This is a genomic window from Pseudomonas sp. WPR_5_2, assembly GCF_003634475.1.
Taxonomy (GTDB): Bacteria; Pseudomonadota; Gammaproteobacteria; order Pseudomonadales; family Pseudomonadaceae; genus Aquipseudomonas; species Aquipseudomonas izuensis.
The window spans coordinates 205874-230461 of the sequence record NZ_RBLA01000007.1 but is presented as its reverse complement, the minus strand read 5'-3'; the positions used below and the strand labels follow the sequence as shown (position 1 = coordinate 230461).

At 60.6% G+C, this 24588-nt stretch carries 24 protein-coding genes and 1 pseudogene; 13 read left to right on the top strand and 12 right to left on the bottom strand.

Annotation, left to right across the window (positions count from 1 at the left end):
• The first annotated feature begins 63 nt into the window (after positions 1-63).
• From norR to BJ917_RS24770, 5 genes are all read left to right on the top strand, one after another.
• Positions 64-1614: a nitric oxide reductase transcriptional regulator NorR gene (gene norR / locus BJ917_RS24790; protein ID WP_096513378.1), complete on the top strand. Its 1551-nt coding sequence runs from the start codon at positions 64-66 to the stop codon at positions 1612-1614.
• Between the two features lie 190 nt (positions 1615-1804).
• On the top strand, positions 1805-2707 hold the full coding sequence (locus tag BJ917_RS24785; RefSeq protein WP_096513379.1) for a chemotaxis protein CheV: 903 nt from the start codon (positions 1805-1807) through the stop codon (positions 2705-2707).
• Positions 2708-2734: 27 nt separating this feature from the next.
• Positions 2735-3193, top strand: coding sequence for an N-acetyltransferase (locus BJ917_RS24780; protein ID WP_121105133.1), 459 nt, complete (start codon positions 2735-2737; stop codon positions 3191-3193).
• A gap of 143 nt (positions 3194-3336) precedes the next feature.
• Entirely contained in the window at positions 3337-3663 is a 327-nt protein-coding gene (locus BJ917_RS24775) for a hypothetical protein (protein WP_121105032.1), read from the top strand.
• Positions 3664-3746: 83 nt separating this feature from the next.
• Positions 3747-4496 carry a YkgJ family cysteine cluster protein gene (locus tag BJ917_RS24770; RefSeq protein ID WP_121105030.1) on the top strand — a complete coding sequence of 250 codons (750 nt, stop codon included), beginning with the start codon at positions 3747-3749 and terminating at the stop codon, positions 4494-4496.
• Between the two features lie 155 nt (positions 4497-4651).
• On the opposite strand, the gene BJ917_RS24765 is transcribed toward BJ917_RS24770, so the two are convergent.
• Positions 4652-4909 (bottom strand): hypothetical protein, encoded by a 258-nt coding sequence (locus BJ917_RS24765; RefSeq protein WP_121105028.1) that lies wholly within the window; start codon positions 4907-4909, stop codon positions 4652-4654.
• Between the two features lie 166 nt (positions 4910-5075).
• On the opposite strand from BJ917_RS24765, the gene BJ917_RS24760 reads away from it, so the two are divergent.
• Both BJ917_RS24760 and BJ917_RS24755 read left to right on the top strand, forming a co-directional pair.
• A complete protein-coding gene (locus BJ917_RS24760) occupies positions 5076-6050 on the top strand; it encodes a D-glycerate dehydrogenase (protein ID WP_096513383.1) in 975 nt (324 codons plus the stop codon).
• Between the two features lie 162 nt (positions 6051-6212).
• Positions 6213-6722, top strand: coding sequence for a DUF2165 family protein (locus tag BJ917_RS24755; protein ID WP_121105026.1), 510 nt, complete (start codon positions 6213-6215; stop codon positions 6720-6722).
• 12 nt (positions 6723-6734) lie between these two features.
• Here BJ917_RS24755 and BJ917_RS24750 read toward each other — a convergent pair whose 3' ends face one another.
• Entirely contained in the window at positions 6735-7637 is a 903-nt protein-coding gene (locus tag BJ917_RS24750; RefSeq protein WP_096513385.1) for a DMT family transporter, read from the bottom strand.
• A gap of 151 nt (positions 7638-7788) precedes the next feature.
• Between BJ917_RS24750 and BJ917_RS24745 the strand changes: the two genes are divergently transcribed.
• Complete coding sequence (locus BJ917_RS24745; RefSeq protein WP_096513386.1) at positions 7789-8664, top strand: AraC family transcriptional regulator; 876 nt, start codon at positions 7789-7791, stop codon at positions 8662-8664.
• A gap of 105 nt (positions 8665-8769) precedes the next feature.
• Here BJ917_RS24745 and BJ917_RS24740 read toward each other — a convergent pair whose 3' ends face one another.
• The 5 genes from BJ917_RS24740 to BJ917_RS24720 all read right to left on the bottom strand — a co-directional run bounded on the left by BJ917_RS24740 (position 8770) and on the right by BJ917_RS24720 (position 14819).
• Complete coding sequence (locus BJ917_RS24740) at positions 8770-11199, bottom strand: TonB-dependent receptor (RefSeq protein WP_121105024.1); 2430 nt, start codon at positions 11197-11199, stop codon at positions 8770-8772.
• A gap of 230 nt (positions 11200-11429) precedes the next feature.
• Positions 11430-12419, bottom strand: a complete 990-nt coding sequence (locus BJ917_RS24735; RefSeq protein WP_121105022.1) for a FecR family protein — start codon at positions 12417-12419, stop codon at positions 11430-11432.
• On the bottom strand, positions 12416-12988 hold the full coding sequence (locus tag BJ917_RS24730; RefSeq protein WP_096513389.1) for an RNA polymerase sigma factor: 573 nt from the start codon (positions 12986-12988) through the stop codon (positions 12416-12418). The genes BJ917_RS24735 and BJ917_RS24730 overlap by 4 nt, the downstream gene beginning before the upstream one ends.
• Before the next feature lie 258 nt (positions 12989-13246).
• Entirely contained in the window at positions 13247-13657 is a 411-nt protein-coding gene (locus BJ917_RS24725; RefSeq protein ID WP_096513390.1) for an HPF/RaiA family ribosome-associated protein, read from the bottom strand.
• Positions 13658-13871: 214 nt separating this feature from the next.
• Positions 13872-14819: a LysR substrate-binding domain-containing protein gene (locus tag BJ917_RS24720; RefSeq protein WP_096513391.1), complete on the bottom strand. Its 948-nt coding sequence runs from the start codon at positions 14817-14819 to the stop codon at positions 13872-13874.
• Positions 14820-14954: 135 nt separating this feature from the next.
• Here BJ917_RS24720 and BJ917_RS24715 point away from each other — a divergent pair, with 135 nt between their 5' ends.
• Together BJ917_RS24715 and BJ917_RS24710 are read left to right on the top strand one after the other, a co-directional pair.
• Positions 14955-16331, top strand: a complete 1377-nt coding sequence (locus tag BJ917_RS24715) for an L-serine ammonia-lyase (RefSeq protein WP_121105020.1) — start codon at positions 14955-14957, stop codon at positions 16329-16331.
• A 324-nt stretch (positions 16332-16655) separates the two neighbouring features.
• The gene (locus BJ917_RS24710) at positions 16656-16973 is read left to right on the top strand and encodes a DUF3509 domain-containing protein (RefSeq protein ID WP_096513393.1); all 318 of its coding nucleotides are present in this window, start codon (positions 16656-16658) and stop codon (positions 16971-16973) included.
• On the opposite strand, the gene BJ917_RS24705 is transcribed toward BJ917_RS24710, so the two are convergent.
• Positions 16970-17470, bottom strand: a complete 501-nt coding sequence (locus BJ917_RS24705) for a phosphate-starvation-inducible protein PsiE (protein ID WP_096513394.1) — start codon at positions 17468-17470, stop codon at positions 16970-16972. The genes BJ917_RS24710 and BJ917_RS24705 overlap by 4 nt on opposite strands.
• Before the next feature lie 303 nt (positions 17471-17773).
• Here BJ917_RS24705 and BJ917_RS24700 point away from each other — a divergent pair.
• Positions 17774-18013, top strand: a pseudogene (locus BJ917_RS24700) (YebG family protein); the annotation flags it as partial.
• Between the two features lie 191 nt (positions 18014-18204).
• Here the strand turns inward: BJ917_RS24700 and BJ917_RS24695 are convergent.
• Positions 18205-19224, bottom strand: coding sequence for a Glu/Leu/Phe/Val dehydrogenase dimerization domain-containing protein (locus tag BJ917_RS24695; RefSeq protein WP_096513396.1), 1020 nt, complete (start codon positions 19222-19224; stop codon positions 18205-18207).
• Between the two features lie 183 nt (positions 19225-19407).
• Between BJ917_RS24695 and BJ917_RS24690 the strand changes: the two genes are divergently transcribed.
• Positions 19408-20211 (top strand): SirB1 family protein, encoded by an 804-nt coding sequence (locus BJ917_RS24690; protein ID WP_096513397.1) that lies wholly within the window; start codon positions 19408-19410, stop codon positions 20209-20211.
• A gap of 119 nt (positions 20212-20330) precedes the next feature.
• Here BJ917_RS24690 and maiA read toward each other — a convergent pair whose 3' ends face one another.
• The 3 genes from maiA to hmgA are packed head-to-tail and all read right to left on the bottom strand — an operon-like array spanning position 20331 to position 23591.
• On the bottom strand, positions 20331-20966 hold the full coding sequence (gene maiA, locus BJ917_RS24685) for a maleylacetoacetate isomerase (RefSeq protein ID WP_121105018.1): 636 nt from the start codon (positions 20964-20966) through the stop codon (positions 20331-20333).
• 12 nt (positions 20967-20978) lie between these two features.
• Complete coding sequence (gene fahA, locus BJ917_RS24680; RefSeq protein WP_096513399.1) at positions 20979-22283, bottom strand: fumarylacetoacetase; 1305 nt, start codon at positions 22281-22283, stop codon at positions 20979-20981.
• Between the two features lie 3 nt (positions 22284-22286).
• The gene (gene hmgA / locus BJ917_RS24675; RefSeq protein WP_096513400.1) at positions 22287-23591 is read right to left on the bottom strand and encodes a homogentisate 1,2-dioxygenase; all 1305 of its coding nucleotides are present in this window, start codon (positions 23589-23591) and stop codon (positions 22287-22289) included.
• A gap of 179 nt (positions 23592-23770) precedes the next feature.
• Here hmgA and BJ917_RS24670 point away from each other — a divergent pair, with 179 nt between their 5' ends.
• On the top strand, positions 23771-24574 hold the full coding sequence (locus BJ917_RS24670) for an IclR family transcriptional regulator (protein WP_121105131.1): 804 nt from the start codon (positions 23771-23773) through the stop codon (positions 24572-24574).
• The last annotated feature ends 14 nt before the right edge of the window (positions 24575-24588 follow it).

Below are 24588 nucleotides of genomic sequence, written 5' to 3'. Positions count from 1 at the left end.
AACAACATGATAGTCATATCGACACAGCCTGTTTTATAGTCACACCGACTACATGGAGTCACTATGACTGCAAAATCCCTGCTTACCGCCCTGCTGCCACTGGTCTCTGACCTGTCCCGCGAACTCCCCGAAGGCGAGCGCTATCGACGCTTGCTCGAAGCGATGCGCGCCCTGCTGCCCTGCGATGCGGCCGCCCTGCTGCGCCTCGATGGCGAGTGGCTGGTCCCGCTGGCCGTCGACGGCTTGAGTACCGACACCCTCGGGCGCCGCTTCAAGGTCAGCGAACACCCGCGCTTCGAAGCGTTGCTCAGCAGCCACGGCCCGACCCGCTTCGCCGCCGACAGCAACATGCCCGATCCCTACGACGGTCTGGTTGAAGGCCTGGACGACCATCTGGAAGTCCATGACTGCATGGGCTGCCCGCTGTTCATCGACGAGCGTCCATGGGGCCTGTTGACCCTCGACGCCCTCGATCCCGGGCAATTTGAACCGATCGAGCTGGATGCCTTGGAGGCTTTCGCCAGCCTTGCCGCCGCCACCGTGAATGCCGCCGAGCGCATCGAGCGCCTGAACAATCGCGTCGAAGATGAACACCAGCGCGCCGAGGTCTACCGCCAGGCCAGCGGCCAGCAGAACCGCGAAATGATCGGCCAGAGCAAGGCGCACAAACGGCTGGTGGAAGAAATCCATCTGGTGGGCGGCAGTGATCTGACCGTGCTGATCACCGGGGAAACCGGGGTCGGCAAGGAACTGGTGGCCCAGGCCATCCACGCCGCCTCGCCCCGGGCCGACAAGCCGATCATCAGCCTCAACTGCGCCGCGCTGCCCGATACGCTGGTGGAGAGCGAGTTGTTTGGCCACGTGCGCGGCGCCTTCACCGGAGCGATGAATGATCGACGCGGCAAGTTCGAACTGGCCAATGGCGGCACGCTGTTTCTCGATGAAGTCGGCGAGCTGTCGCTGACGGTCCAGGCCAAATTGCTGCGCGTACTGCAAAGCGGTCAGTTGCAGCGGCTGGGGTCGGACAAGGAACATCAGGTCGATGTGCGGCTGATCGCGGCGACCAACCGCGATCTGGCCGAAGAAGTGCGCAGCGGCCGCTATCGTGCCGACTTCTATCATCGCCTCAGCGTTTACCCTTTATTAGTGCCGGCCCTGCGTGACCGTGGCCGCGATGTACTGCTGCTCAGCGGTTATTTCCTCGAACAGAATCGCTCGCGCATGGGCCTCAACAGCCTGCGCCTGAGCAGCGACGCCCAGGTTGCGTTGCTGGCGTACGACTGGCCGGGCAACGTGCGGGAACTGGAGCACTTGATCGGCCGCAGTGCGTTGAAGGCCCTGGGTAACTGCAAGGAACGGCCGAAAATCCTCAGCTTGAGCGCAGCCGACCTGGACCTGCCCAACGGCAGTGTCGAAGTCGCCGCCGAGCAACCGGCTGCGGCCGCTGTGGCGTTGGTGACCGGGGATTTGCGCGAGGCCACTGAAAACTATCAGCGCCAGTTGATCGGTGCGTGCCTGGAGCGGCATCACCATAATTGGGCGAGCGCGGCGCGTGAACTAGGCTTGGATCGGGCGAACCTTGGGCGGATGGCCAAAAGATTGGGGATGAAGTGAGGGCCTCTTCGCGAGCAGGCTCGCTCCCACAAGGATTGTCGCTGCCTTTGTGGGAGCGAGCCTGCTCGCGAAGGCGCACTACCATTCAACCGATTAACTAAAGCCTGCCCCCAACAAGTCGATAACCCGGCATTGATAGCTTTTGGCGATCCTCGCGGTCGCCCATCACCTTTTTCCACAGAAGGTACTTATGTCTTCCACCAAAGGCCGCGCGGATTCACTTTCGCTTCTGCTGTTCACCTTGCGCAGTGGCAAGTTGATGGCGATCAACCTGCTCAAAGTCAGTGAAATCATCCCCTGCCCGCCGCTGACCAAATTGCCGGAGTCGCACCCCCACGTAAAAGGCATCGCCACCCTGCGCGGCGCCTCGTTGTCGGTGATCGACCTCAGTCGCGCCATCGGCGAGCGCCCGCTGGAAGATCCGAACGGCGGCTGCCTGATCGTCACCGATGTCAGCCGCTCCAAACAGGGCTTGCACGTTCAGGCCGTCAGCAAGATTGTCCATTGCCTGACCACCGACATCCGTCCGCCGCCCTTCGGCTCTGGTGGCGTGCGCTCGTACATCACCGGCGTGACCTCGGTCGATGGCACGCTGGTGCAGGTGCTGGACATCGAGAAAGTCATCCATGGCATCGCTCCGGTGCAAATCGACATGGCACCGACCGAGCTCAGCATGGAAGATGCCGAAGTGCTGGGTAATGCGCGGATTCTGGTGGTCGATGACAGCCAGGTGGCGTTGCAGCAATCCGTTCACACCCTGCGCAATCTCGGCCTGCAATGCCACACGGCACGCAGTGCCAAGGAAGCCATCGATTGCCTGCTGGATCTGCAAGGTACTGCCCAGCAGATCAACCTGATCGTCTCCGACATCGAAATGTCCGAAATGGACGGCTACGCCTTCACCCGCACCCTGCGCGAAACCCCGGATTTCGCGCACCTCTATGTGCTGCTGCATACCTCGCTGGACAGTGCGATGAACAGCGAAAAGGCCCGCCTGGCCGGCGCGAACGCGGTACTGACCAAGTTCTCTTCGCCGGAACTGACCAAATGCCTGATCGACGCGGCCAAGGCTGTGGCCGAACAAGGACATTGAGGCTTGGCCGGGGACTATTGCTGGCTGATGCGGCGCGACCTCGCCGAGGTGGTGCCCGCCATCCGCTGGCCATCCGGCATTCAGTTGACCCACTACCGCCCTGAACTCGCCGCTGCCGTGCATCACTTGATGGAGTCGGGTTACAGCGACGGTGGCGGTCGCGTGCCGGCCCTGGCGCTGTGGCAACGCCAGTTCGAGACCGACCCCGAATACGATCCCGAGCTCTGCTTCGTCTTGCTGGACAGCGAAGGCGTGGTTGCGGTGTGTCAGTGCTGGACGAGTTCTTACATCAAGAATCTGGTGGTGCATGCGCGAGTCCGACAACAAGGACTGGGCCGCGCGCTGCTGTTGCATGCTTTCAAGGTGTTTCAACAGCGCCGGGAAGGATTTGTGGATTTGAAGGTACTGGAAGACAACCTGCGGGCGCGGCGGTTGTATGAAAGTGTCGGGATGCGTGTAGTCCGCCGCGAACCGGTTCCAATCTGAAACCGCTTTCGCGAGCAGGCTCACTCCCACAGAGGATCGCGTTTCCCTTGTGGGAGCGAGCCTGCTCGCGAAGAGGCCCTTACAAACGCCATCAAACCATCAGGCATACTCCAACCTTGGACATCACCCAAGGATCCCGAACCATGAAAGCTTCGACCCTGACCTTCCTCTGCCTCACCGCCCTCGTCACCCACGCCCATGCCTCCAGCCCGGACGCCTGGGCCGCCTACGACAAAGCCGTGCTCGCCAGTTGCACCAAGGCCAGTGGCCTGAAGAACGCCAAACCGGTCGGCAACGCCGCGCAGTTCGATGACCGCGTCGGCTACACCGCACTCCTGCTACAAGGCCAGTACCCGCAAAAACACATGAAAGGCGCGCAAGGCACCGAGCTGTGCCTCTACAACAAACAGAGCAAAACCGCGTACGTCACCGAATGGGACTCCATCCGTGCGGCCGCCAAGGCGCAGTGAGTGGCGCATAACTTGCTTCGGCTGGGGTCTTTGCGGTGGCATTCTGTCGCCGTTTCATGCTCCCGGATGCGACTGACCGCTCAATGAATACGACGTTTTCCTGCGTAGGCTGTGGCAAATGCTGCAATGACCACCATGTCCCCCTGACCCTGCCCGAAGCCCGCATGTGGGCAGCCGACGGCGGTCAAGTGATCGTGCTGGTGGAAGCCTTCCTGAGTAATGGCCTGGGCCTGCCGGTGCAGCAACGCGAACATGCCGAACGTCGTTCGGCCATGGTCCGCAGCGCCGACGCCGAGGCGTATGTCGCCATCACCTTTGCCGCTTACAACCTGGGTGCCTGCCGGAATCTTGACGAAAACAACCTGTGCCGCATCTATGAACGCCGACCGCTGGTGTGCCGCATCTACCCGATGGAAATCAATCCGCACATCCCCCTGAACACCGCCGTGAAGGAATGTCCGCCCCAGTCGTGGGAAAAAGGGCCGGAGCTGATAGTCGGTGGTGAATTGGTTGACAGAGACCTGTCGGAATTGATCCAGCGCTCCCGTCAGGCGGATCGCGATGACATTCAGATGAAGGACGCGATTTGCGCGCTGCTGGGGATCCGAACGACCGCGCTGAAGGGTGATGGGTTTACCGCTTATCTACCGGATATGAACGAATTCGCCAGGATCTTCGATGAACTGAACGGCCAGACATTGCCGCAGTGGAGCAGCGAGTGGCTGTTTCATGTTTCGGGTGAGGATATTGCCGGGCAGGTTTTGGCGGCAGGGGCACAGGTGGTGACGGATGCGCCTGTGAACTATGGATTCATTTCGTTGCGGGCGGCCTGATCCAAAAAGTGTGTTGCCTGTGATGGCCCCTTCGCGAGCAGGCTCGCTCCCACAAGGGATCTTCAGTGAACACAGATTGTGTGTGCAACGCAGATCCACTGTGGGAGCGAGCCTGCTCGCGATGAGGCCCGCACAGGCGCTACAAAAACTGGGGCTTAACGCTTGCCCATCGACCGCCGAGTCCCCGGCGGCGCCATGCCTGGCGTCTTGGTGTGACCGTTCTTGGCGCCGTTCTTGTACCACGGCTGGTTGGAGCCTTTGGCGCCTGCCAGCTCTCCCGGTTTGAACGGGAACTTGAACGCAGGGATCGCGGCTTTGGTTTCGCCATCGGCGCTGGAGTCGACGCTGTCTGGCAGCTCTGCCTGTTCGTCGCTCAAGGTGTCGGCGACCGGCGGTTGTTTCGGGGAAGTCATGAAAGCTCCGGGTGATGCGTTATGTGTCGGGCCCGGTCAGCGAGCCGCGAAAGGCGGCAGTATAACTGGATGAAGCGCCGCAAGCTGCTGTTAAGCGACTCGCACAAATCCCGGCAAGAATGTTAGCGTGCTCAGCATTCTCCTCCGCACCGACGAGCCTGCATCCATGAAAAAAACCGTCCTCGCCTTCAGCCGCGTCACACCTGAAATGGTCGAACGCCTGCAACAAGACTTCGACGTCATCGTGCCGAATCCGAAAAACGGCGACATCAATGCCCAGTTCAACGAAGCCCTGCCCCACGCCCACGGCTTGATTGGCGTCGGTCGCAAACTCGGTCGTGCGCAACTGGAGAGCGCGGCCAAACTGGAAGTGGTGTCCAGCGTTTCGGTGGGCTATGACAACTATGACGTGGCGTACCTGAGCGAACGCGGGATCATGCTGACCAACACCCCCGACGTGCTCACCGAAAGCACCGCCGACCTGGCCTTCGCCCTGTTGATGAGCAGTGCCCGCCGCGTAGCCGAACTCGATGCCTGGACCAAGGCCGGGCAATGGAAAGCCACCGTCGGCGCACCGTTGTTCGGTTGCGATGTCCATGGCAAGACCCTGGGCATCGTCGGCATGGGCAACATCGGTGCAGCCATTGCCCGCCGTGGCCGCCTGGGCTTCAACATGCCGGTCATCTACAGCGGTAACAGTCGCAAGACCGAGCTGGAACAGGAGCTCGGTGCGCAGTTCCGTACTCTGGATGAATTGCTGGCAGAAGCCGACTTCGTGTGCCTGGTGGTGCCGCTCAGCGAGAAAACCAGACACCTGATCAGCCATCGCGAACTGGCGTTGATGAAACCAGGCGCCATCCTGGTCAATATCTCGCGCGGCCCGGTGGTGGATGAGCCGGCACTGATCGAAGCGCTGCAAAGCAACCGGATTCGCGGTGCCGGGCTGGATGTGTACGAAAAAGAACCACTGGCAGAATCGCCGCTGTTCCAGCTGAAAAACGCCGTGACCTTGCCGCACATCGGCTCGGCCACCCATGAAACCCGTGAAGCGATGGCCAACCGCGCCCTGAGCAACTTGCGCAGCGCCTTGTTGGGCGAACGTCCGCAGGATCTGGTCAATCCGCAGGTCTGGAAAGGTTGATTGAACCGCGGCACGCCTTGCTCGGCGTGCCGCTTGTAAACACACTTTATTGAAGCGCAAGTAACGACATAACTCGCAACTCAGTGCCCGGCCACTTTACAAAAAAACGCCGATAAACTCCGACGACAAAAAAGCACTGACGTGCACTCGGAGCGTATTGGCATGAACAACTTCACCACTGCCGGCGTTATCAGGCGGAGCAAAATACTGGTCGTCCTGATGGCGGCTCTTTTCGGACTGATGACGCTCACCAACAACTTCACTGACTACGCGGCGTACTCCGACTATATCGGGCGAATCATCAGCATGAGCGACACAACAGGTAATGATTCCCGTCGATACAGAGCCGTCACTTCCATGATTTTCCATCACCGCTTTTATTGGGCGATCATCACCCTCGAGATCATATTCACCTTCAGTTTCCTGGTAGGCACTTATCAGCTGTGCCGAAAACTTTCTGCACCACGCCGTGAATTCCACGAAGCCAAGAAGTTCGCCATCATTGGTTTCAGTACAGCCATTTTCGTTTACCAGACCTTATACGTCACCATACTCAACGAATGGTTCGACATGGAGTACTCCGCTCAGCGCAATGCATTCGAATGGGCAAGAAGCAACATTGAATACATGTTCCTCGGGCTGATATTTCTGCTGGTAGCCAAGGATAATTAAACAGCATGTTTCTCATGCCAACTTGCCCGCCACCGGGTTAATACTCGCCCTGGGTTTGCGGAACACCAGCACATTACCCAACATCACCATCACCAGTCCCACCAGCGCCGGAGCGGTCCACTGGTAGCCTTCGACAAATGCCGAGACATTCAGCGCCACCACCGGGAACAGCACGGTGCAATAGGCGGCACGCTCCGGCCCCATGCGACCGACCAGCGTCAGGTACGCGGTGAAGCCGATCACCGAGCCCGGAATGACCAAATACAACAGCGAACCGATGTAGCGCGCACTCCACTCCACGTCGAACGGAATCCCCTTGACCAGGCACCACACCGATAGCATCGCCGCGCCGTAAGCCATCCCCCAGGCGTTGGTCGTCAGCGGCTTGAGTCCGGCTTTCTGCTGCAGGCTCGAAAGCATGTTGCCCGCCGAGAAGCACAAGGTGCCGCACAGGGCCAGGCCCAGGCCCAGCAAGGTTTGCGGGCTGGCAGTGTGGCCGACCAGCTCCGGCCAGAACAACAGGCCCAGGCCGAGCAAGCCCAACGCGCCGCCCATCAGCACATTGCGGGCGATTTTCTGGCCGAAGAACACCCGCGCATTGAGGGCATTCCACAAAGTAGCGGTGGAGAACACCACGGCGACCAGACCGCTGGGAATCCACTGGCTGGCGGTCAGGAAACACATGAAATTGACGCAAAACAGGCACAACCCCTGCGCCAGGCAAATCAGATGCCCGCGCCGGTTCATCACTTGCAGACGCCGGCTGAGCAGAAGCATCGCGAACAGCACCAACGCCGCGAGACCGAAGCGATAGACAATCGACACGGGGATCGCCACCACGCCCAGTTGCCATTTCAGGGCAATCCAGGTGGTGCCCCAGATCAGCACGGTCAGCAGGTACAAAGAAAGGTTCATGGCAAAGGCTCCTCGATAGGTGCCCAGTGTCCGGCGCCGGGCCTTGGCGCACTTGCATAAACTTGCGCTTTTGTCGCGCGACAGGCTGGCAGGCGAACGTCTACGGAGTAGGATGCAGGGCGTTGGATGCAGGTGTTAACGAGCAACGATCATGGCCGCACTGGAAACCCTACAAGTCTTTCAAGCCCTCAACCGCTCGCCCAATGCTCGCCTGGAGCACAGCGCCGAGCTCGGTGACGGCCTGTCTGCGGCCTTGTGGAGCAACCATCACGATGCCCAGGACTACGAAGCGCCGAGCCACCACACATTGTCGTGCTACATCGCCGGTGGCACCGGCACCTTTCGCCGCGACCAGCCCGGCACCAAGGGTGGCCCGGACAAACTGTGCATCCTGCCCGCCGATCATCAGTCCGGCTGGGTCATCAACGGTGACATTCGCCTGGCTCACCTGTATTTCAGCCCCGAACAATTTGCCCTTGGCTGCGTCACGCTGCTCGATCGTGAGCCGCGGGAATTGCAGTTGCGCGAGCAAACCTTTCTGGAGGACCCACAGCAGGCGTCGCGTTTTCGACAGTTGATCGCCCTCAACTGGGACGAACCGGGTGAACGCCTGCTCACCAGCAGCCTGGCCCACGAAATGCTCAGCCATGCGCTGCTCAGCCAGGTCAGCACCCGTCCGGACTTGCGCCTCAAGGGTGGCCTGGCAGCGCATCAACGGCGGTTGTTGGTGGAATACATCGACGGCCACCTGGCCGACGCCATCAGCCTGGGGCAATTGGCGGCGCTGTGCGCGTTGTCGGAATACCACTTTGCGCGGATGTTCCGCGAAAGCTTCGGCTTGCCGCCGCATCAATATGTATTGGCACGCCGCTTGAGCCGGGCGCGGGATTTGCTGCGCACGACATCGCAACCATTGGGGGAGATTGCATTGGCTTGCGGGTTCGCCAGTGCCAGTCACTTTACCAACCGGTTCCGGCAGACGTTGGGAGGAACGCCCGGCGAATATCGCCAGGCGTTTCTACGGTAGACCGGAGATTTTCGGCGCCAGTCACGCCGCCATCGCTGGCAAGCCAGCTCCCACAGGATTTGTGGGAGCTGGCTTGCCAGCGATGAACGATAATGCAGTCTTTGATCAGAACACCAAAGTGCTCGACACGATCACCTGCCGCGAATCGCCCATCGATACGAAGAACCGACTCGCCGCAGAGGTGTAGTACGTTTGATCGAACAGGTTCTTCACGTTGAGCTGGAATTTGACTTTCTGCCCGTCAAGCTGGGTGTCGTAAGTGGCAAACGCATCGGCCACGGTGTAGGCCGGCAGGTCGAAATCATTGACCGCATTGCCCTCCCGTTCACCGACATAACGCGCCCCCGCACCGACCCGCAGTTGATCGCCACCGACGACGTTACCGAAGTCATAAACCGCCGACAGCGAGCCACTGTTCCTGGCGACGTTCTGCAATTTCTTGCCCTCGTAAAGCGGGTCTTCGGTGACCTCGGCATCGGTGTAGGCGTAGCTGCCGATCATGCTCCAGCGATCGGTGAGCTGGCCGCTCAAATCCACTTCAAGACCACGGGAACGCACTTCACCGGCCGCGCTGTAAACCGTCGTTGGGCCTTCGGCGTTGGCCACCAGTACATTGCGCTTCTTGATGTCGAACAAGGCGATATTGCCCGTCACACGACCCGGCAGATCCAGCTTGGCGCCCAGCTCCCAGGACTTGGCTTCTTCCGGCGCGATGCTGCCGTCCAGCACAGTGGTGCTGCCGCTCAACGGTGCAATGGTCGAGTTGGGTTTGAACGATTCGGTGTAGCTGCCGTAGAACGACAACGCATCGGTGTAGCGATACACCAGGCCCGCGCGCGGCACCCATTTCTGCCCGTTGCTGTCGGTGTTGGCGTGGAATGGCACGCCTTTGCCGGCGTACTGGTCGTACGCCTGGAAACGCCCGCCCGCCACCAGAATCCACTGGTCGGTGAGGTGAATGGAGTCTTGCAGGAAGATCGAGTCGCTGCGCAGTTCATCGGTCTGCGCGCTGTCGGCTGCACTGACGGTAGTGCCCGGCACTTCACGGCCATACACCGGATTGATGTAGCTGAAGTTGGTCAGGCTTTTCTGGCGAATCAGGTCTTCACGGAAGATCTTGCGGTACTCGTCATCGACGCCTATCAACAGGTCATGCTGCATGCCCAGCACATTCACGTTGCCTTCGAGACTGGCGGTGGTGAAGCGGTCGGTGCTGATCGCGTCCTGGGTACCGTCCATGCTACGGGTCAGCGTGCCTTTGTTGGTGTCGATGGCCGTCACACGCACCTGGCTGGCGTCGTAGGTTTCGCGGTTCCAGCTGTAGCCGAAGTGGGCTTTCCAGTTGTCGTTGAGCTCGTGGTCGGCCTCGAAGTGATAGAGGTCGGAGCGCCCTTCCATGTTGTTGAACGGTTCATCCAGGCGTTCTTCGCGCGAGATGCTCAGAGGATGATTGTCACGAGGGTCGATCAGCGTGCCACGGTCGAACGGGGTCAGGAATTCACGGTGCTCATAGGCGAACAGCAACTTTGTGCTTTCGCCGAACCAGGCCAGGGAGGGTGCCACCAGGCTCTCGCGATGAACACCGAGATTGCGCCAGTAATCTTCGTCTTCATGGTCCAGCACCATGCGATAAGCCAGGCCGGAATCCCCCAGCCCGCCGGTGCTGTCGAAGGTGCCACCGCTGCCGTTCTTGCCTTCGCCATAGGTCGAGCCACGCAGGGTCATGGCGTTGTACTGCTCAAGCTCCGGCTTCTTGCTGACCATGTTCACCACGCCGCCCGGGTCTTGAATTCCGTAGAGCAGCGAGGCGGGCCCCTTGAGCACCTCGACCCGATCCACGGTGGCGTTCATGCCGCGACCCTGCACGATCGGCATGCCGTCGCGCATGATCGAGCCGTTGCGGTTATCCCCGAAACCGCGAGTCATGACCGAGTCCTGGGTGCTGCCCAGGGTATTGCCCTGGGTGATGCCGCTGACGTTGGCCAGGGCATCATCCAGATTGCGCGGCGCCTGATCGCGAATGACCTGGGCCGCGACCACGTTGATGGTTTGCGGAATTTCCTGAATGGGGGTCGAGGAGCGCATGACCGAACTGACGGGCGGTGGCTGGTAGCTGGTCGATTCGTCCATCACCGACGTGATGTTGGTCGCGCCCAGGTTCAAGGCGCCTTCGGTAGGCTGCGGCTCAAGTGCCATGGTGTGGCCGTCGGTACGACGGAAGGTTAAACCCGAACCGCCGAGCAAACGCTGCAGTGCCTGTTCGGCGCTCATCTGGCCATTCACGGCGGGCGCGTTGAGACCGTAGGGCGCTTCATCGGTGTAGACGACGCTGATGCCGGTCACCCGACTGAAATCGCTCAAGGCCTGGGGCAGGGGTTTGGCGGCCATCGAAAAACTGAACTGCTCACGCTGCTGGCTACCGCCAGACTCAGCGGCCATCGCCACGCTCGGCGGCAGCAATGCCAACGCCGAAAAGCTCAAGGCAGAAACACCCAACCATTGTTTGACCGAACCCGATTTTGCCCTGGACTTCATGACTCATGACCTGTGTAGAACCGCAACGGATGCGAATGACTCGCAGTTTCAGTCACTACACGGATGGCGTTCGGTTTTACCTCAGCAAAAATTTGAAAATATTTTTTCTTGAAGGATGTGGCGCCTGATCTGGCCCCATCGCGGGCAAGCCTTGCTCCCACAGGATCCCCCCCAATCCTGTGGGAGCGAGCGGGCGGCGTTCCGACTTGCCCGCGAAGAGGCCGGCGGCTTCAACGCAAAATAATCAGATGCCCCAACACCTGATGCTGCTCAAACCCCAACACCCCTTGCAACGAACCCAACACCGCCTGCGGGTTCTTGCTCGGGAAACTGCCACTGACCCGTCGCTTGCCCAGTTCATCGTTGAGCAGCACGATCCTTCCCGGGTAATACCGGCCGAGGTCCTGCACCACGTCAGCCAACGGCGCCTTGTAGTAGTTGAGCCAACCCTGGCGCCACGCCAGTTGCGCTTCACTGTCCACCGCGTGTAAAGGTTGCGCCGTGCCTTCGCCATAGGCCACTTGCTGGCCGGCGGTGAGGATTTGCTGCGTGGCGTCTTTATCCGCCGTCACGGCGACGCGACCGGACAATACCGTGACCTGCGCGCCGTGGGGCTGCAGGCGCACTTCGAACTGCGTGCCCAGCACCCGCGCCTGGCCCTTTTCGGCGTCGACCACGAACGGCTCGCCCGTGTGGGTCACGCTGAAGAAACCGGCACCGCGACGCACCTGCACATGCCGTTCACCACGACTGAAATCCACGGCGATGGCACTGTCGGCATCGAGGGTGACTTGTGACTGATCGGCCAGGGTGACGGTGCGGATTTCCCCCGGTGCCGAGACATAATCGGCGCCCAGGTCATCAACCCAGCGCGACGGCTGCCAACCGGTGCCGAGGCTGATCATCAGCACCAGGCAAGCGGCCATCGCCAGCGCCCCGGACCAGCGCCTGACGCTGTGGCGGCGCGAGCGATTCATTGCATTGAGGTAACGCTGCAAGGCCAAGGCGTCTTCATCGGCCAGGGTGCGCGCCGGCACTTCGCTCAACTCCCACAGCACTTGCGCGCGGGCATAGGCCTCGGCATGGGCCGGGTCAGCCTTCAACCATTGGCTGAAGGTGGCTTGGTCGCCACTGCTCGGCTGGTCATGCAACAGGCTCAGCCAGGCCAACGCGGCCTGCTCTTGAGCGGGCGTCGGAGTGACGGTTTGAAAGTTGTTCACGGTGCTTTCCCTGGCGTACGCGGTTCCGGTTCCCGAAGGCTGGCCTTGCAGGCTTCGAGTGCGCGCATCATATGTTTTTCCACGGCGCTTTGGGACAGGCCCATGGCCTTGGCGATTTCGGCGTACTTGCGGCCATGGATGCGGTTGAGCAAAAAAATCTGCCGCGTGCGTTCAGGCAAGGCGCGCAACGCGGCTTCGACATGCCGTAAATCGTTGCCCGCCTCCAGCGCCGCTTGCGGCTCACTGCCGACACCGTCGGATGGTTCCACCATCAAGCCTTCGCTGGCCCGGGCGCGCGTGCCTTCACTGCGCAAGTGATCGATGGCGATGTTGCCGGCGCAACGCAACAGGTAGGTGCTGAGTTCCTCGACCTGCACCAGCGGCCGCCGCCAGAAACGCAGGAACAAGTCCTGCACCAGGTCCGCTGCCGTCGCCCGGCAACCGACGCGGCGATTGACCAGCGCTTCCATTTGCGACCGTTGCGACAGGAATACCTGGAGAAAATGCGCACGATCGCCGCGCGGTTCGTCGTGCGCAAGATCGTGGGGTTCGGGGGGACTCGTGATCATCGGTTCAGTACTGCGCAAAGGGCAATCGGGCTGGTCAGCGAGGCGCAATACTAATGATAAATATTCTCATGCGCAAAAGATCATTAATGCAAACCTGTAGGAGCCGGCTTGCTGGCGATGGCGGTGTGTCAGGCGTCATCAATGTTGATTGATGCACCGCCTTCGCCAGCAAGCCGGCTCCTACAGGGCATCGGTGACACCGGAAATAAAACGGGCCTGCAATGCAGGCCCGTTTTCATTGGGAAGGTGAATCAGGCTTCAGGCGTTTTGCGCAGCCTGCTCGTTTTCAAGAAACTCTTCTTCCAGCAGCACATCCGCGTGAGCTCTGCGCTCGAACGGGACCACGGCGGCGCGTGGTTTTCCGCGCAATTTGCCGAACAGGTGTTCAAGTGCATGCTCGAGCTTCTCGGCAGCCCCGTCTATCGCCAGTTCCAGGTTGGCGGCTTTATGGGTGACAGAAATCGGTTGGTGGCCTTTTGGCCTCGCTTCCAGCTGGCAGCGTAAATCGTGGGGACCGGGCTTGTCGCCGTTCTCGTCCCGCAGGTGAACTTCGACTCGGGTCAAGTCCTCCTCATAACGTTCGAGCGTGCTCTCAATGGTGGTTCGTACCCACTCCTCCAGTCGTTTACTGCTTTGAATATGGTTATCGCTATTGACTTGGATTTGCATAGTTCATCCCTTATTTCAGCTAGCTCGCGAGAGGCCGGTCAGCTAAGCCCTTGGGCGTCGTCACCGTGACCTCTTGGTTACACAATCGGTCTGTACGCTGAACAATTCAACCCCTGAAAAAAGATAATTTTGTAATCGCAAAAAAAGCCGGACAACCGGTAAAAGCGCTGTTAAGGTCGGGAGTTGATTCGCCCCGCCCCTCTGTCACAAATTCTCACATTTGCCGCTCCCCAAGCGGGTGCAGACCGCGAAAAATCCCCGCCTCTTCCACCAGCCAGTCATGCACCGCACGTACGCCCGGATGGCTCAGCGCACCCGGCGCATAGAGCAGCATGTAGCGTTTGTGATTGGGCACCGCCAGGCCAAACGGCACGATCAGCGCTCCCCGCTCCAGCTCGTCGTTCAACAGCGTTCGCCGGGCAATCGCCACGCCCATTCCGGCGATGGCCGCCTCGATGGTCAGGTGATTGCGATTGAACGTGTGCCCGCGCCGCACATCCGCGCCTTCAAAACCTATGGCGTTGAGATAGAACTCCCATTCCGCATATTCGTAGCTACCGCGCCAGGCAGTGATGTCATGTAGCAGCGGGAAATGCATCAGGTCGGCGGGGCCATGCAGCGGAGGACGACCGCGCAACAGGCCCGGTGCACACACCGGAAAAATCTGTTCATCGAGCAAGGCTGTGGATAACAGTCCGGGGTAGCTGCCGTCGTTCAGGTCGATGGCCAGATCGAAGTCGCCCTCATGCAACGGCACGCTGCTGTCCTCCGCCACCAGGCGCAACTGGATGTCCGGAAAACGTTGCTGCAAGCGCGGCAGGCGTGGGGTCAGCCATTTGCTCAGGAACGACGGAATAGATCGCACCCGCAGTGTCCCGCTGATCATGCCCGCGTCCAGTCGGCGCAATTCCGCGTCGATGCTGCCGTAGGCTTCGTTGACCGTGATGGCCAGTCGCTGGCCTTCGGCACTCAACTCCACGCCCCGGGCACGCCGATGAAACAGGCGAAAACCCAGGCGTTCCTCCAGTTGACGGATCTGCTGGCTGACCGCCCCCGGTGTGATGTGCAGCTCTTCGGCGCAGCGGGTGAACGACAAGTGCCGGGCGGCACAGGAAAACACCTGCAGCCACACATAAGTCTGGGCGTGTAATTGACGGCTCATCGTTTAGTCCTGCTAAAGGCTGTCTTAGGAAGTTTCGTTGGTCACGTAGGACCGAGGTTGGCAGTATCGCTGATAGTGCGCTTGTCCTACAAAAATGGCAGCGATTCATCCTCCATTGCGGGAATAGGCTTTAGCATGGCTATCAGTGTTTTCGATCTATTCAAAGTCGGCATCGGCCCGTCCAGCTCTCATACCGTTGGCCCGATGCGCGCTTCGGCGACCTTCGCCCAGGCGCTGGTCGATCAGGGTTTGGTGTCTGACGTGCGGCGCGTAGAAATCCGACTGTATGGCTCCCTGTCGGCAACCGGCGTCGGTCACGCCACCGACCGCGCCTGTGTCATGGGCTTGATGGGCGAGTGGCCGGATCGAATCGATCCCACCACCATCGACGACCGAATCCACACCCTGCGCGAAACCGCCGAACTGTCCCTGGCCGGCCAGGTGACGATTGCCTTCGACTGGACGCGTGACCTGCTGTTGCTCGACGAGAGTCTGCCCTACCACCCCAACGCCATGTCCCTGACAGCCTTCGGCGAAACCGGCGAGCTGTTCGAGCAAACCTACTACTCGATAGGCGGGGGGTTCATCATCGAAGCGGCCGAAGCCGAGTCCGGGATTCCCCCGGCGAGCGACGTGGTGTTGCCGTACGACTTCTCCAGCGCCGTCGAATTGCTTCAGCTGTGCAACCGGCACGGCTTGCGGGTTTCCGAATTGATGATGGCCAACGAACGGGCCTGGCGCAGTGACGAAGAAATCCGTTCAGGCCTGCTGCACATCTGGTCGGTGATGCGCGAGTGCGTCGAGCAGGGTTTGCACCACGAAGGCATCCTGCCCGGTGGTCTGAATGTGCCGCGTCGCGCGGCGAAATTGCACCGCAGCCTGTTGGAAATCGGCAAGCCGAACGTCATCACCTCGACCCTGTCGGCCATGGAGTGGGTCAATCTGTTCGCCCTTGCGGTGAACGAAGAAAACGCCGCGGGCGGTCGCATGGTCACCGCACCGACCAACGGTGCGGCGGGGATCATTCCGGCCGTGCTGCACTACTACATGAAATTCAATCCGGACGCGTCGGACGATGACGTGGTGGCGTTCTTTTTGGGCGCGGCGGCTGTCGGCATTCTCTGTAAGAAAAACGCCTCGATCTCCGGTGCCGAGGTCGGCTGCCAGGGTGAAGTCGGCTCGGCCTGCGCCATGGCTGCCGCCGGCCTGGCAGAGGTGCTGGGCGCCACACCGGAGCAATTGGAAAACGCCGCGGAAATCGGCTTGGAACACAACCTTGGCCTGACTTGCGACCCGGTGGGCGGGCTGGTGCAAGTGCCGTGCATCGAACGCAATGCGATTGCCGCGGTGAAGGCGATCAATGCCACGCAAATGGCCCTGCGCGGCGATGGTAAACACTTCATTTCCCTGGACCGGGTGATCCGCACCATGCGCGATACCGGCGCCGACATGCACGACAAATACAAGGAAACGTCACGGGGTGGCCTGGCGGTGAGTTGGGTGGAATGCTGACCGGTTTGGAGGCACGTCGGATTTAATTGCCCTGAAACGGGCAGGCAAAAATAATGCGGGCCTGTGGGAGCGAGCCTGCTCGCGATGACAGCTGCACAGTCAACTTTGCTTGGCTGACAGTCCGCTATCGCGAGCAGGCTCGCTCCCACTGGTTTTGCAGGCCGCGAGCATTGTCCGAAAATCTATCCGGCATGCCCCTTGCTTTATCCCTGATGCAAGCATTGATGGCGATGTGGCCATGGAATGGCCGATGGTCTGGTGTGGCGAACTAATCCCGATCCCGACCGGTCAACAATTGCACGTTCAATCAGGCGGTGACGCATCATGGACAACCCCTTTCAGCTCATTACCGATGCCTTTGCAGCGGACTATCAGATCAACCTGAGCATTCAGGGTCTGGACGGCAGCATCATGCTGACCCTGTCCAACTGTGGCCACGTAGTCGCAAAGCGCATGATCAGCGCCGAACAACGCAATGACCCCGAGCGCCTCAAACGCCTGGTGCAAAGCATTCAGTTCGGCATCGCCATCGAACAGGGCCACAGCGCGGTGGCCATCCTCGAAGCCATGACCGATGGCGGCACGCGCAACCCGCCGCCTCCACCTGCCAAAGGCCGGCACCGACCTGCCTTGGGCCTTTAAATCTCGCCCTTTTCTACTTCCGGATGTTCACTGGAGCCCGCACCGGTCTTGCGGTGCGGGTTTTCAATCTTCACCGACGGAAATTGCGAAGACGCGTAACGCACTACCAGAATCGCAAACGCCAGCAGCAGAATCCCGCCGCACAGGTAAATGATCCCCAGGTCCGGCGGGTTATGGTGCGACACGTTGGAAATCAGCAGGCGTGTCAGTGCGGTGATCGCCACATAGATCAGGAAGCGCACCGGCATGTGGTTGGTCTTGAAATAAATCCCGACCATCGCTCCCAGTTCCAGGTAGATGAACAGCAGCAGGATGTCATCGATCTTGATGTGTCCTTGCTCGATCATCCCGAGAAACTCCATCACCGCCGCCCACGCGGTCACTGCGCCGATGGCGAACAGTGCCAGGTAGTGAAAGGTCTCGACGAACAGGTTGCCCAGCGACTCTGCCAGATGATGCACGGTCTGCCGCAGGTTTTCGGCCCAGTTGATTTTCACGATGATGCTTCCTCAGGTCGGCTCGACCGGATAATGCGGGTTGGACGTGACGATTGTTCTGCATGCAGAAACAAGGCCAGTGGCTTATGGGTGAGATGATGGCCGATTGAGATGAGGCACTTTGGTGGCTTGAAGGACGCCATCGCGGGCAAGCCTTGCTCCCACAAGCCAATGACAAACCACAAATCCGGTCTACATTAAAAAGCCACTACCCAAACTCCAGCGATTCGCTTATCCTTTTAGCTGTATATAAATACAGTAGTCGAATCAGACAACCAAATGTGAAGGCATGTGAGGTGGTGAATGGCCGTCGAAGTGGTATACCGCAGCAGCCGAGATCTGGAGCGCTTGTTCATGGATAAAGCCGAAGCTGACCGTCATGACAAAATGCTCGAGCTGGCCGAGTTGCTGGCTGAAGTGTTGCAAAAAGCCGTTCCGTCCCTGACCGAACAGCAAGTGGAAGAAGCCGGGATCTACATGGCGAAGAATCGCGATGTGTTTGCCAAGGCATTCAAGAGCCAGCCGGACGCCTTGTCCGAGTTGCTCAGCGCGCCCGTCGAAGTCCCGCAACCGGTTGAAGTGGCGGCGCCTGTTGAAGAGGCGGTTGTTGAGTCGATTGCCCCGGCCAAGCCAGCCAAGGCCACCAAAGCAGCAAAATAAGTGACAGCCGAATTGAACAGGCCCTGAGTCGAATGACTCAGGGCCTTTTTAATGCTTGATGAAAAAGCGCTGCTTCACCGATACAACACCTTCTCCGCCAACTCGTCCGCCACCCTTGCCGGCGAGCGCTTCTCCGCTTGGGCATGGGCGAAGACTTCGGTCAGCCGCGAGCTGATTTTCGACAGATGCGCCGTGATGGTCGCCAACGCTTCACCCCGATGCCTGAGTGAAACATAGATCAGGCCGCCGGCATTGATCACGTAATCCGGTGCATACAAAATGCCCCGCCGTTCCAGCAGATCGGCAACGTCCAGATGAGTCAGCTGGTTGTTCGCCGAACCCGCCACCGCCGCGCAGCGCAATTGCGTCACGCTATGGCTGTTGAGCACGCCCCCCAGGCCACACGGCGCCAGAATATCGCAAGGCGTGCTGAGCAGTGCATCGTTGGCAATGGGGTGGGCGCCGAGTTGCTCCATCGCCAGTTGCACCTTGCCGTGGTCGATGTCGCTGACCAGCAGTTCAGCACCGGCCGCATGCAGCTGTTCCGCCAGCGCATAACCCACATTGCCCAGGCCCTGAATGGCCACGCGCAAACCTTCGAGATTGTCGCTGCCCAACCGCGCCATGGCGGTGGCGCGAATGCCGGTGAACACGCCCATCGCCGCGTGGGGAGCAGGGTCGCCCGCTGACGTGGTGCTGGTGACGTGTTGGGTTTGCTGGGCGATGCAATCCATGTCCGCCACCGAAGTACCGCTGTCGATGGCAGTGATGTAGCGCCCGTCGAGCTGATTGATGCAGCGTCCGAAGGCTTCGAACAGCGCCGCGCGATTGGCCACGTGAACGGGGCGAATGATGACCGCTACGCCACCGCCCTGGGCCAGGCCGGCCAGTGCGGCCTTGTAACTCATGCCCTGGGCAAGGCGCACGGCATCCTCGACCGCGGACTCGTCGCTGGGGTAGGCAAGGTAACGACAACCACCCAGGGCAGGCCCCAGGCGACTGTTATGAATGGCAATGACCGCCTTCAACCCGGTGGCCGGGTCGACGCTCAGATGCAGCGATTCAAGGCGAGTGCTTTGCATGAGAGCGAACATCGTAAGGCTCCCGAATCACTTCTTGTAGTCGCCAGTATAGGCTTGCGCACAAAAATTGCAGAAGCGCGCCGGAATAAACAGATCGTCTATTCAGACATTCGGAAATAACCGCCACACCCCCTTGTGGAGCACTGGACGAATGGCAGAGACGGGGCTAAAACGAGGCATTGCCCGGAGATTTTGATGACCCCGCGACAATCGTTTTTTGCCTGTCTGCAACGATCACCGCCCGCGCTGTTCGAGGCGGCACTGTGGATTGCCGCTGAACATGACAGCGAGATGAACCTCGAATCGCTGCTGGTGGACTTCAAGTCTCTGCAGCAGCGGATCAGTGGCAGCCTGCCCATGCTGCCGGTGAGCGAATTGGCGCAACCGCTGCTGCGGCGCATGAATGACCTGGGGTTCGCCCAGGACGACTTCACGCCCTTGCGCCCGCAAGTGGCGCTGCTCAATCGCGTGCTGGAACGCCGACGTGGACAACCCCTGGCCTTGGGTCTGATTGCGCTGGAATTGGCCAGAGGCCTGGAAATCCCTTTGGTCGGGGTCAACTTCCCCGGACATTTTCTACTGCGCGTACCGGGTGCCGACCATCTGCTCGATCCCTGCGGCGGCCGTCGTCTCTACCCCAACGATTGCCGGGAACTGCTGCAACGCCAGTACGGCCCGAACCTGAAGCTCAGCGCCGAACACCTGGTCACCGCCGAGCCCGTACAGATGCTGCAACGCCTGTCGCGCAACCTGCGTCAGTTGCACCTTTCCAACGACGACTACATCGGGGCCCTTATCGACGCCGAACGCGTGCTGGAACTGGGCAACGGCACCGCTGCCGACTACCTGGCCCGGGCCAGCCTCTACCAACGGCTGGATTGCCCGAACGCCGAGCGCTTCGACCTGGAACATGCCTTGCTGCTCAGCGACGATCCGATTCAGCGGATACGCCTGACCGAGCGGCTGGGGCATTTGCCGCCCAACTCCATCGTCCACTAAACACAGCTCCCCTGTGGGAGCGAGCCTGCTCGCGAAGACGGAGTCACATCCAAAATTGGCGTGACTGACACACCGCTTTCGCGAGCAGGCTCGCTCCCACAGGGGTTGGTATGTGGTTGCTATGGGGTGTCGGGTTGATTCGCGGGATGCGCCGTGACGAATGCCGGGTGTGCTGCGGCCAGCGTCGCCACACGACGAATCCGCGGCCAGGCTTCCAGGGAAATGCTGAAGCGTTCGGCCGCGTACAGTTGCGGTATCAGGTACACATCCGCCAACCCCGGCTGCGGACCAAAGCAATATCCCTCATCACCGATCAACTGCTCCACCGCCGTCAGCCCCTGGCTGATCCAGTGGCCGATCCACTCGACCACCTGCGCTTCATCCTGGCCCAACTGACGCAGCCGGTTGAGCACACTGACGTTATGCAGCGGATGCACATCACAGCCGATCACCGCCGCCACGCCGCGCTCGTGGGCGCGGGCGGCGAGGTCTTTGGACAGCAATGGCACCTGTGGATAACGTTCTTCGAGGTACTCGATAATCGCCGGTGACTGGATCAGCAACTCGCCCTCATCGGTGCGCAAGGCCGGTACACGGCCTTGCGGGTTGATGGCCAGATACGGTGGCTGGCGGTGCTCGCCACCGGGCGGCGCGATCAGGTTGATCGGCAGCGCCTGGTAATCCAGCCCCTTCAACGCCAGCGCGATGCGCACCCGGTAAGACGAGGTGGAACGATAGTAGGTATAGAGTTCCATGACCCGTTCTCCTTAGCGCGCCGGCAACACTTTGCCACGGCATTCGCCGAAGCCGATGGAGGCAAATCCCTCGCGGTTGCAACGGCCACGCAGGATGATTTCATCGCCGTCTTCAAGGAACTTGCGCACCTCGCCCGACGCCAGCTCGATCGGTTTTTTGCCGCCCTCGGTGATTTCCAGCAGGCTGCCGAACTGACCGCTTTGCGGCCCCGACAACGTGCCAGAACCAAACAGGTCACCCGCCTGCAACTGGCAGCCATTGACGCTGTGGTGCGCGACCATTTGCGCCACGGTCCAGTACATGTGTTTGGAATTGCTCAGGGTCAGGCGATGGGCCGGCAGATTCTGCTCGCGCATGGCTTCGGTCAGCAACAGCACTTCCAGTTCGATGTCGAAGGCGCCGGCGGCCTGATCGCGTTTGTCGAACAGGTACGGCAACGGCTGCGGATCACCTTCCGGGCGCGCAGGCTGGGCACGACGGAACGGCTCCAGGGCTTCGGCGGTCACCACCCATGGCGAAATGCTGGTGATGAAACTCTTCGACAGGAACGGCCCCAGCGGCTGATATTCCCAGGCCTGGATGTCCCGCGCCGACCAGTCGTTGAGCAGGCAGAAACCGGCGATGTGATCGGCGGCGTCGCCAATGGCAATCGAGTCGCCCATGTCGTTGCCCTGGCCAATCCAGATGCCCAGCTCCAGTTCGTAATCCAGGCGAGCGCACGGACCAAAGGTCGGCTCGGTCTGGCCAGCCGGCAAGGTCTGGCCTTTGGGACGGCGCACGTCGGTGCCGGACGGGCGAATGGTCGAGGCGCGGCCGTGGTAACCGATCGGCACGTACTTGTAGTTCGGCAGCAACGGATTGTCCGGGCGGAACAGTTTGCCGACGTTCTGCGCGTGCTCGATGCCGACATAGAAGTCGGTGTAATCGTTGATTTTCGCCGGCAGGTGCATCTCGCAATTCGCCGCCAGTGGCAGCAATTTTGCGCCCTGGGCTTCGATCTTGCCGTGCAGGGTGCTGCCTTCGCTCAGTAATTCCAGCAAGCGTTCACGCAGGGCAACACGCGCCTCGCGGCCCAGCTCGAAAAACGCATTCAACTGACCCCCACGGGTGGCTTCGACGGCGTTTTTTGCCACACCGTCGAACAGGCCGGCTTCAAGTGCGGCTTCCAGGTCAAAAATATGCTCGCCAATGGCCACGCCGCTGCGTGGCGCCGAACCCTTCACGCTGAACACACCCAGCGGCAGGTTTTGCAACGGGAAATCGGCATGGCCGTTGGCGGAAGCGACCCAGCTGCGAGTGATGGAAGTCTGCGTCATGGGTTATCTCCGGGTCGGGTCGAAAGTGGCGGGCAGCGTGGCCCAGCAAGCGTCGTAGTTGGTTTGCAGTTGCGGGCAATCGAGGGCGAAACGGCTCGGGCGCAGCACCTGGCTGGTCTCGAACATGAAGGCCATGGTGTTGTCGATTTTTGCCGGTTTGAGGTCCGCGTTGATCGCCTTGGTACAGGTTTCGCCGTCGGGGCCGTGGGCACTCATGCAGCTGTGCAACGACGCGCCGCCGGGGACGAAACCTTCGGCCTTGGCGTCGTACTCGCCCTGGATCAGGCCCATGAATTCGTTCATCAGGTTGCGGTGGAACCACGGTGGACGGAAGGTGTTCTCGGCAACCATCCAGCGTGGCGGGAAGATCACGAAATCGAGGTTGGCCAGGCCGTGGACGCTGGTCGGCGAGGTCAGCACGGTGAAGATCGACGGGTCCGGATGATCGAAGCTGACGGTGCCGATCGTATTGAAACGGCGCAGGTCGTATTTGTACGGCACGTTGTTGCCATGCCAGGCGACCACGTTCAGCGGCGAATGATCGAGCTCGGTGCCCCACAGCTGGCCGAGGAATTTCTGCACCAGGGTGGTCGGTTGTGCCAGGTGTTCGTAATGGGCGACCGGGGTCAGGAAGTCCCGCGGATTGGCCAGGCCGTTGCTGCCAATCGGCCCCAGGTCCGGCAAGCGCAGGGGCGCGCCATGGTTCTCGGCGATGTAGCCGCGGGCTTGTGGGTCGAGCAGCTCGACGCGGAATTTCAAACCCCGTGGCAGTACGGCGATTTCCAGTGGTTCCAGCTCCAGCACGCCCAATTCCGTGGCAATCCGCAACCGTCCCAGCTGCGGCACCAGCAGCATCTCGCCATCGGCATTGAAGAACACTCGCTCCATGGAGCGGTTGGCGCGGTACTGGTGGATGCTGATCCCGGCCGGTTTGTCCGGGCCGGAGTTGGCGGCCATGCTCACCAGGCCGTCGATGAAATCCGTCGGCTCGGCGGGCATATCCAGGGCATTCCAGCGCAGGCGATTGGGGGTCACTTCACCCAACGGCCCGCCGGCCAGTTGCCGCTCGAGTTTGATGAACGCCGGGTGATTGGCCGATGGCTGGATACGGTACATCCAGGTCCGTCGTGCTTCGCTGCGGGCCATGGTGAACGCGGTACCGGAAAACAGTTCGGTGTAGAGGCCGTAAGGGGCCTTTTGCGGGGAGTTCTGGCCGACCGGCAGTGCGCCGGGCAATGCTTCGCTGCTGAATTCGTTGCCGAAGCCTGACTGATAAGCCAGTGCAGGTGTCGTTGAATCGAGGTTCATGGAGCCTCCTGAACAGGGAGTTGGCCGTGGCCTGTCGCTCTGCGGAAGAGGTCTCGGCACGCCGGAGTTGTTTTTATCGTAATTCAATTACGAATAACGTAATTTGATTGGTAATGACCGTCAAGCTATAAAGACGCCCATTCATCCCCGGAACTCCTCCCTTGAAAGACGGCGCCACCATGCAAAAGCCCGCGAGCGACAGTAACGGTAAACAGAAAGTCCGCTCCGCCGAGGTGGGTACCGACATCCTCAAGGCCTTGGCCGAGTTGTCGCCGTCGACGTCACTCTCGCGCCTGGCGGAACACGTGCAGATGCCGGCGAGCAAGGTTCACCGCTATTTGCAGGCCCTGATCGCCAGCGGCTTTGCCGAGCAGAATCCCGCGACCAACCATTACGGGCTGGGCCGCGAGGCCTTGCGCGTGGGGCTGGCGGCACTCAACAGTATGGACGTGCTGAAAGTCGCCGCCCTGCCCTTGGCCGAATTGCGCGACGACCTGAACGAAACCTGCTTTTTGGCGGTGTGGGGCAATCAGGGCGCGACCGTGGTGCACATCGAACCAGCGGTGCGTGCGGTCACCGTGGTGACCCAATTGGGCTCGGTGTTGCCATTGCTCAGTTCTTCCACAGGCCTGGTGTTTGGCGCCTATCTGCCCAAGCGCGAAACCATTGAATTACGCGAGCAGGAACTGCTGGCGCACACAGGCCATGCGCTAGCCGACGAGCAGACCTATGCCGCCATGTGCGAGCAGATCCGCGCACGCGGTTTGCACCATGTACATGGTTTGCTGATGCCCGGCGTCGATGCCTTGTCCGCGCCGGTCTTCAACGCAATGGGCAATGTCGTGGCCGTACTGACAGTGGTTGGCCCGACGTCGCTGTTTCATGCCAATGAAGATGGCCCGGCGGCGCAACGCTTACTGGCCGCCACGCGGGCGGTCAGTTGGCGAATGGGCTTTGAGCCGGATAGCAAACCTGTTGCCTGACGACCTGTAGGAGC

Excerpts from the sequence above, each read along its gene's own strand:
- BJ917_RS24755 (WP_121105026.1), top strand. The coding sequence starts at position 6,213 with ATGAACAACTTCACCACTGCCGGCGTTATCAGGCGGAGCAAAATACTG.
- BJ917_RS24710 (WP_096513393.1), top strand. The coding sequence starts at position 16,656 with ATGGACAACCCCTTTCAGCTCATTACCGATGCCTTTGCAGCGGACTAT.
- maiA (WP_121105018.1), bottom strand. The coding sequence starts at position 20,966 with ATGGAACTCTATACCTACTATCGTTCCACCTCGTCTTACCGGGTGCGC.
- hmgA (WP_096513400.1), bottom strand. The coding sequence starts at position 23,591 with ATGAACCTCGATTCAACGACACCTGCACTGGCTTATCAGTCAGGCTTC.
- BJ917_RS24725 (WP_096513390.1), bottom strand. The coding sequence starts at position 13,657 with ATGCAAATCCAAGTCAATAGCGATAACCATATTCAAAGCAGTAAACGA.
- BJ917_RS24745 (WP_096513386.1), top strand. The coding sequence starts at position 7,789 with ATGGCCGCACTGGAAACCCTACAAGTCTTTCAAGCCCTCAACCGCTCG.
- BJ917_RS24695 (WP_096513396.1), bottom strand. The coding sequence starts at position 19,224 with ATGTTCGCTCTCATGCAAAGCACTCGCCTTGAATCGCTGCATCTGAGC.
- BJ917_RS24730 (WP_096513389.1), bottom strand. The coding sequence starts at position 12,988 with ATGATCACGAGTCCCCCCGAACCCCACGATCTTGCGCACGACGAACCG.
- BJ917_RS24715 (WP_121105020.1), top strand. The coding sequence starts at position 14,955 with ATGGCTATCAGTGTTTTCGATCTATTCAAAGTCGGCATCGGCCCGTCC.
- BJ917_RS24740 (WP_121105024.1), bottom strand. The coding sequence starts at position 11,199 with ATGAAGTCCAGGGCAAAATCGGGTTCGGTCAAACAATGGTTGGGTGTT.
- BJ917_RS24770 (WP_121105030.1), top strand. The coding sequence starts at position 3,747 with ATGAATACGACGTTTTCCTGCGTAGGCTGTGGCAAATGCTGCAATGAC.
- norR (WP_096513378.1), top strand. The coding sequence starts at position 64 with ATGACTGCAAAATCCCTGCTTACCGCCCTGCTGCCACTGGTCTCTGAC.
- BJ917_RS24765 (WP_121105028.1), bottom strand. The coding sequence starts at position 4,909 with ATGACTTCCCCGAAACAACCGCCGGTCGCCGACACCTTGAGCGACGAA.
- BJ917_RS24780 (WP_121105133.1), top strand. The coding sequence starts at position 2,735 with ATGCGGCGCGACCTCGCCGAGGTGGTGCCCGCCATCCGCTGGCCATCC.
- BJ917_RS24785 (WP_096513379.1), top strand. The coding sequence starts at position 1,805 with ATGTCTTCCACCAAAGGCCGCGCGGATTCACTTTCGCTTCTGCTGTTC.
- BJ917_RS24690 (WP_096513397.1), top strand. The coding sequence starts at position 19,408 with ATGACCCCGCGACAATCGTTTTTTGCCTGTCTGCAACGATCACCGCCC.
- BJ917_RS24720 (WP_096513391.1), bottom strand. The coding sequence starts at position 14,819 with ATGAGCCGTCAATTACACGCCCAGACTTATGTGTGGCTGCAGGTGTTT.
- BJ917_RS24750 (WP_096513385.1), bottom strand. The coding sequence starts at position 7,637 with ATGAACCTTTCTTTGTACCTGCTGACCGTGCTGATCTGGGGCACCACC.
- BJ917_RS24670 (WP_121105131.1), top strand. The coding sequence starts at position 23,771 with ATGCAAAAGCCCGCGAGCGACAGTAACGGTAAACAGAAAGTCCGCTCC.
- BJ917_RS24760 (WP_096513383.1), top strand. The coding sequence starts at position 5,076 with ATGAAAAAAACCGTCCTCGCCTTCAGCCGCGTCACACCTGAAATGGTC.
- fahA (WP_096513399.1), bottom strand. The coding sequence starts at position 22,283 with ATGACGCAGACTTCCATCACTCGCAGCTGGGTCGCTTCCGCCAACGGC.
- BJ917_RS24775 (WP_121105032.1), top strand. The coding sequence starts at position 3,337 with ATGAAAGCTTCGACCCTGACCTTCCTCTGCCTCACCGCCCTCGTCACC.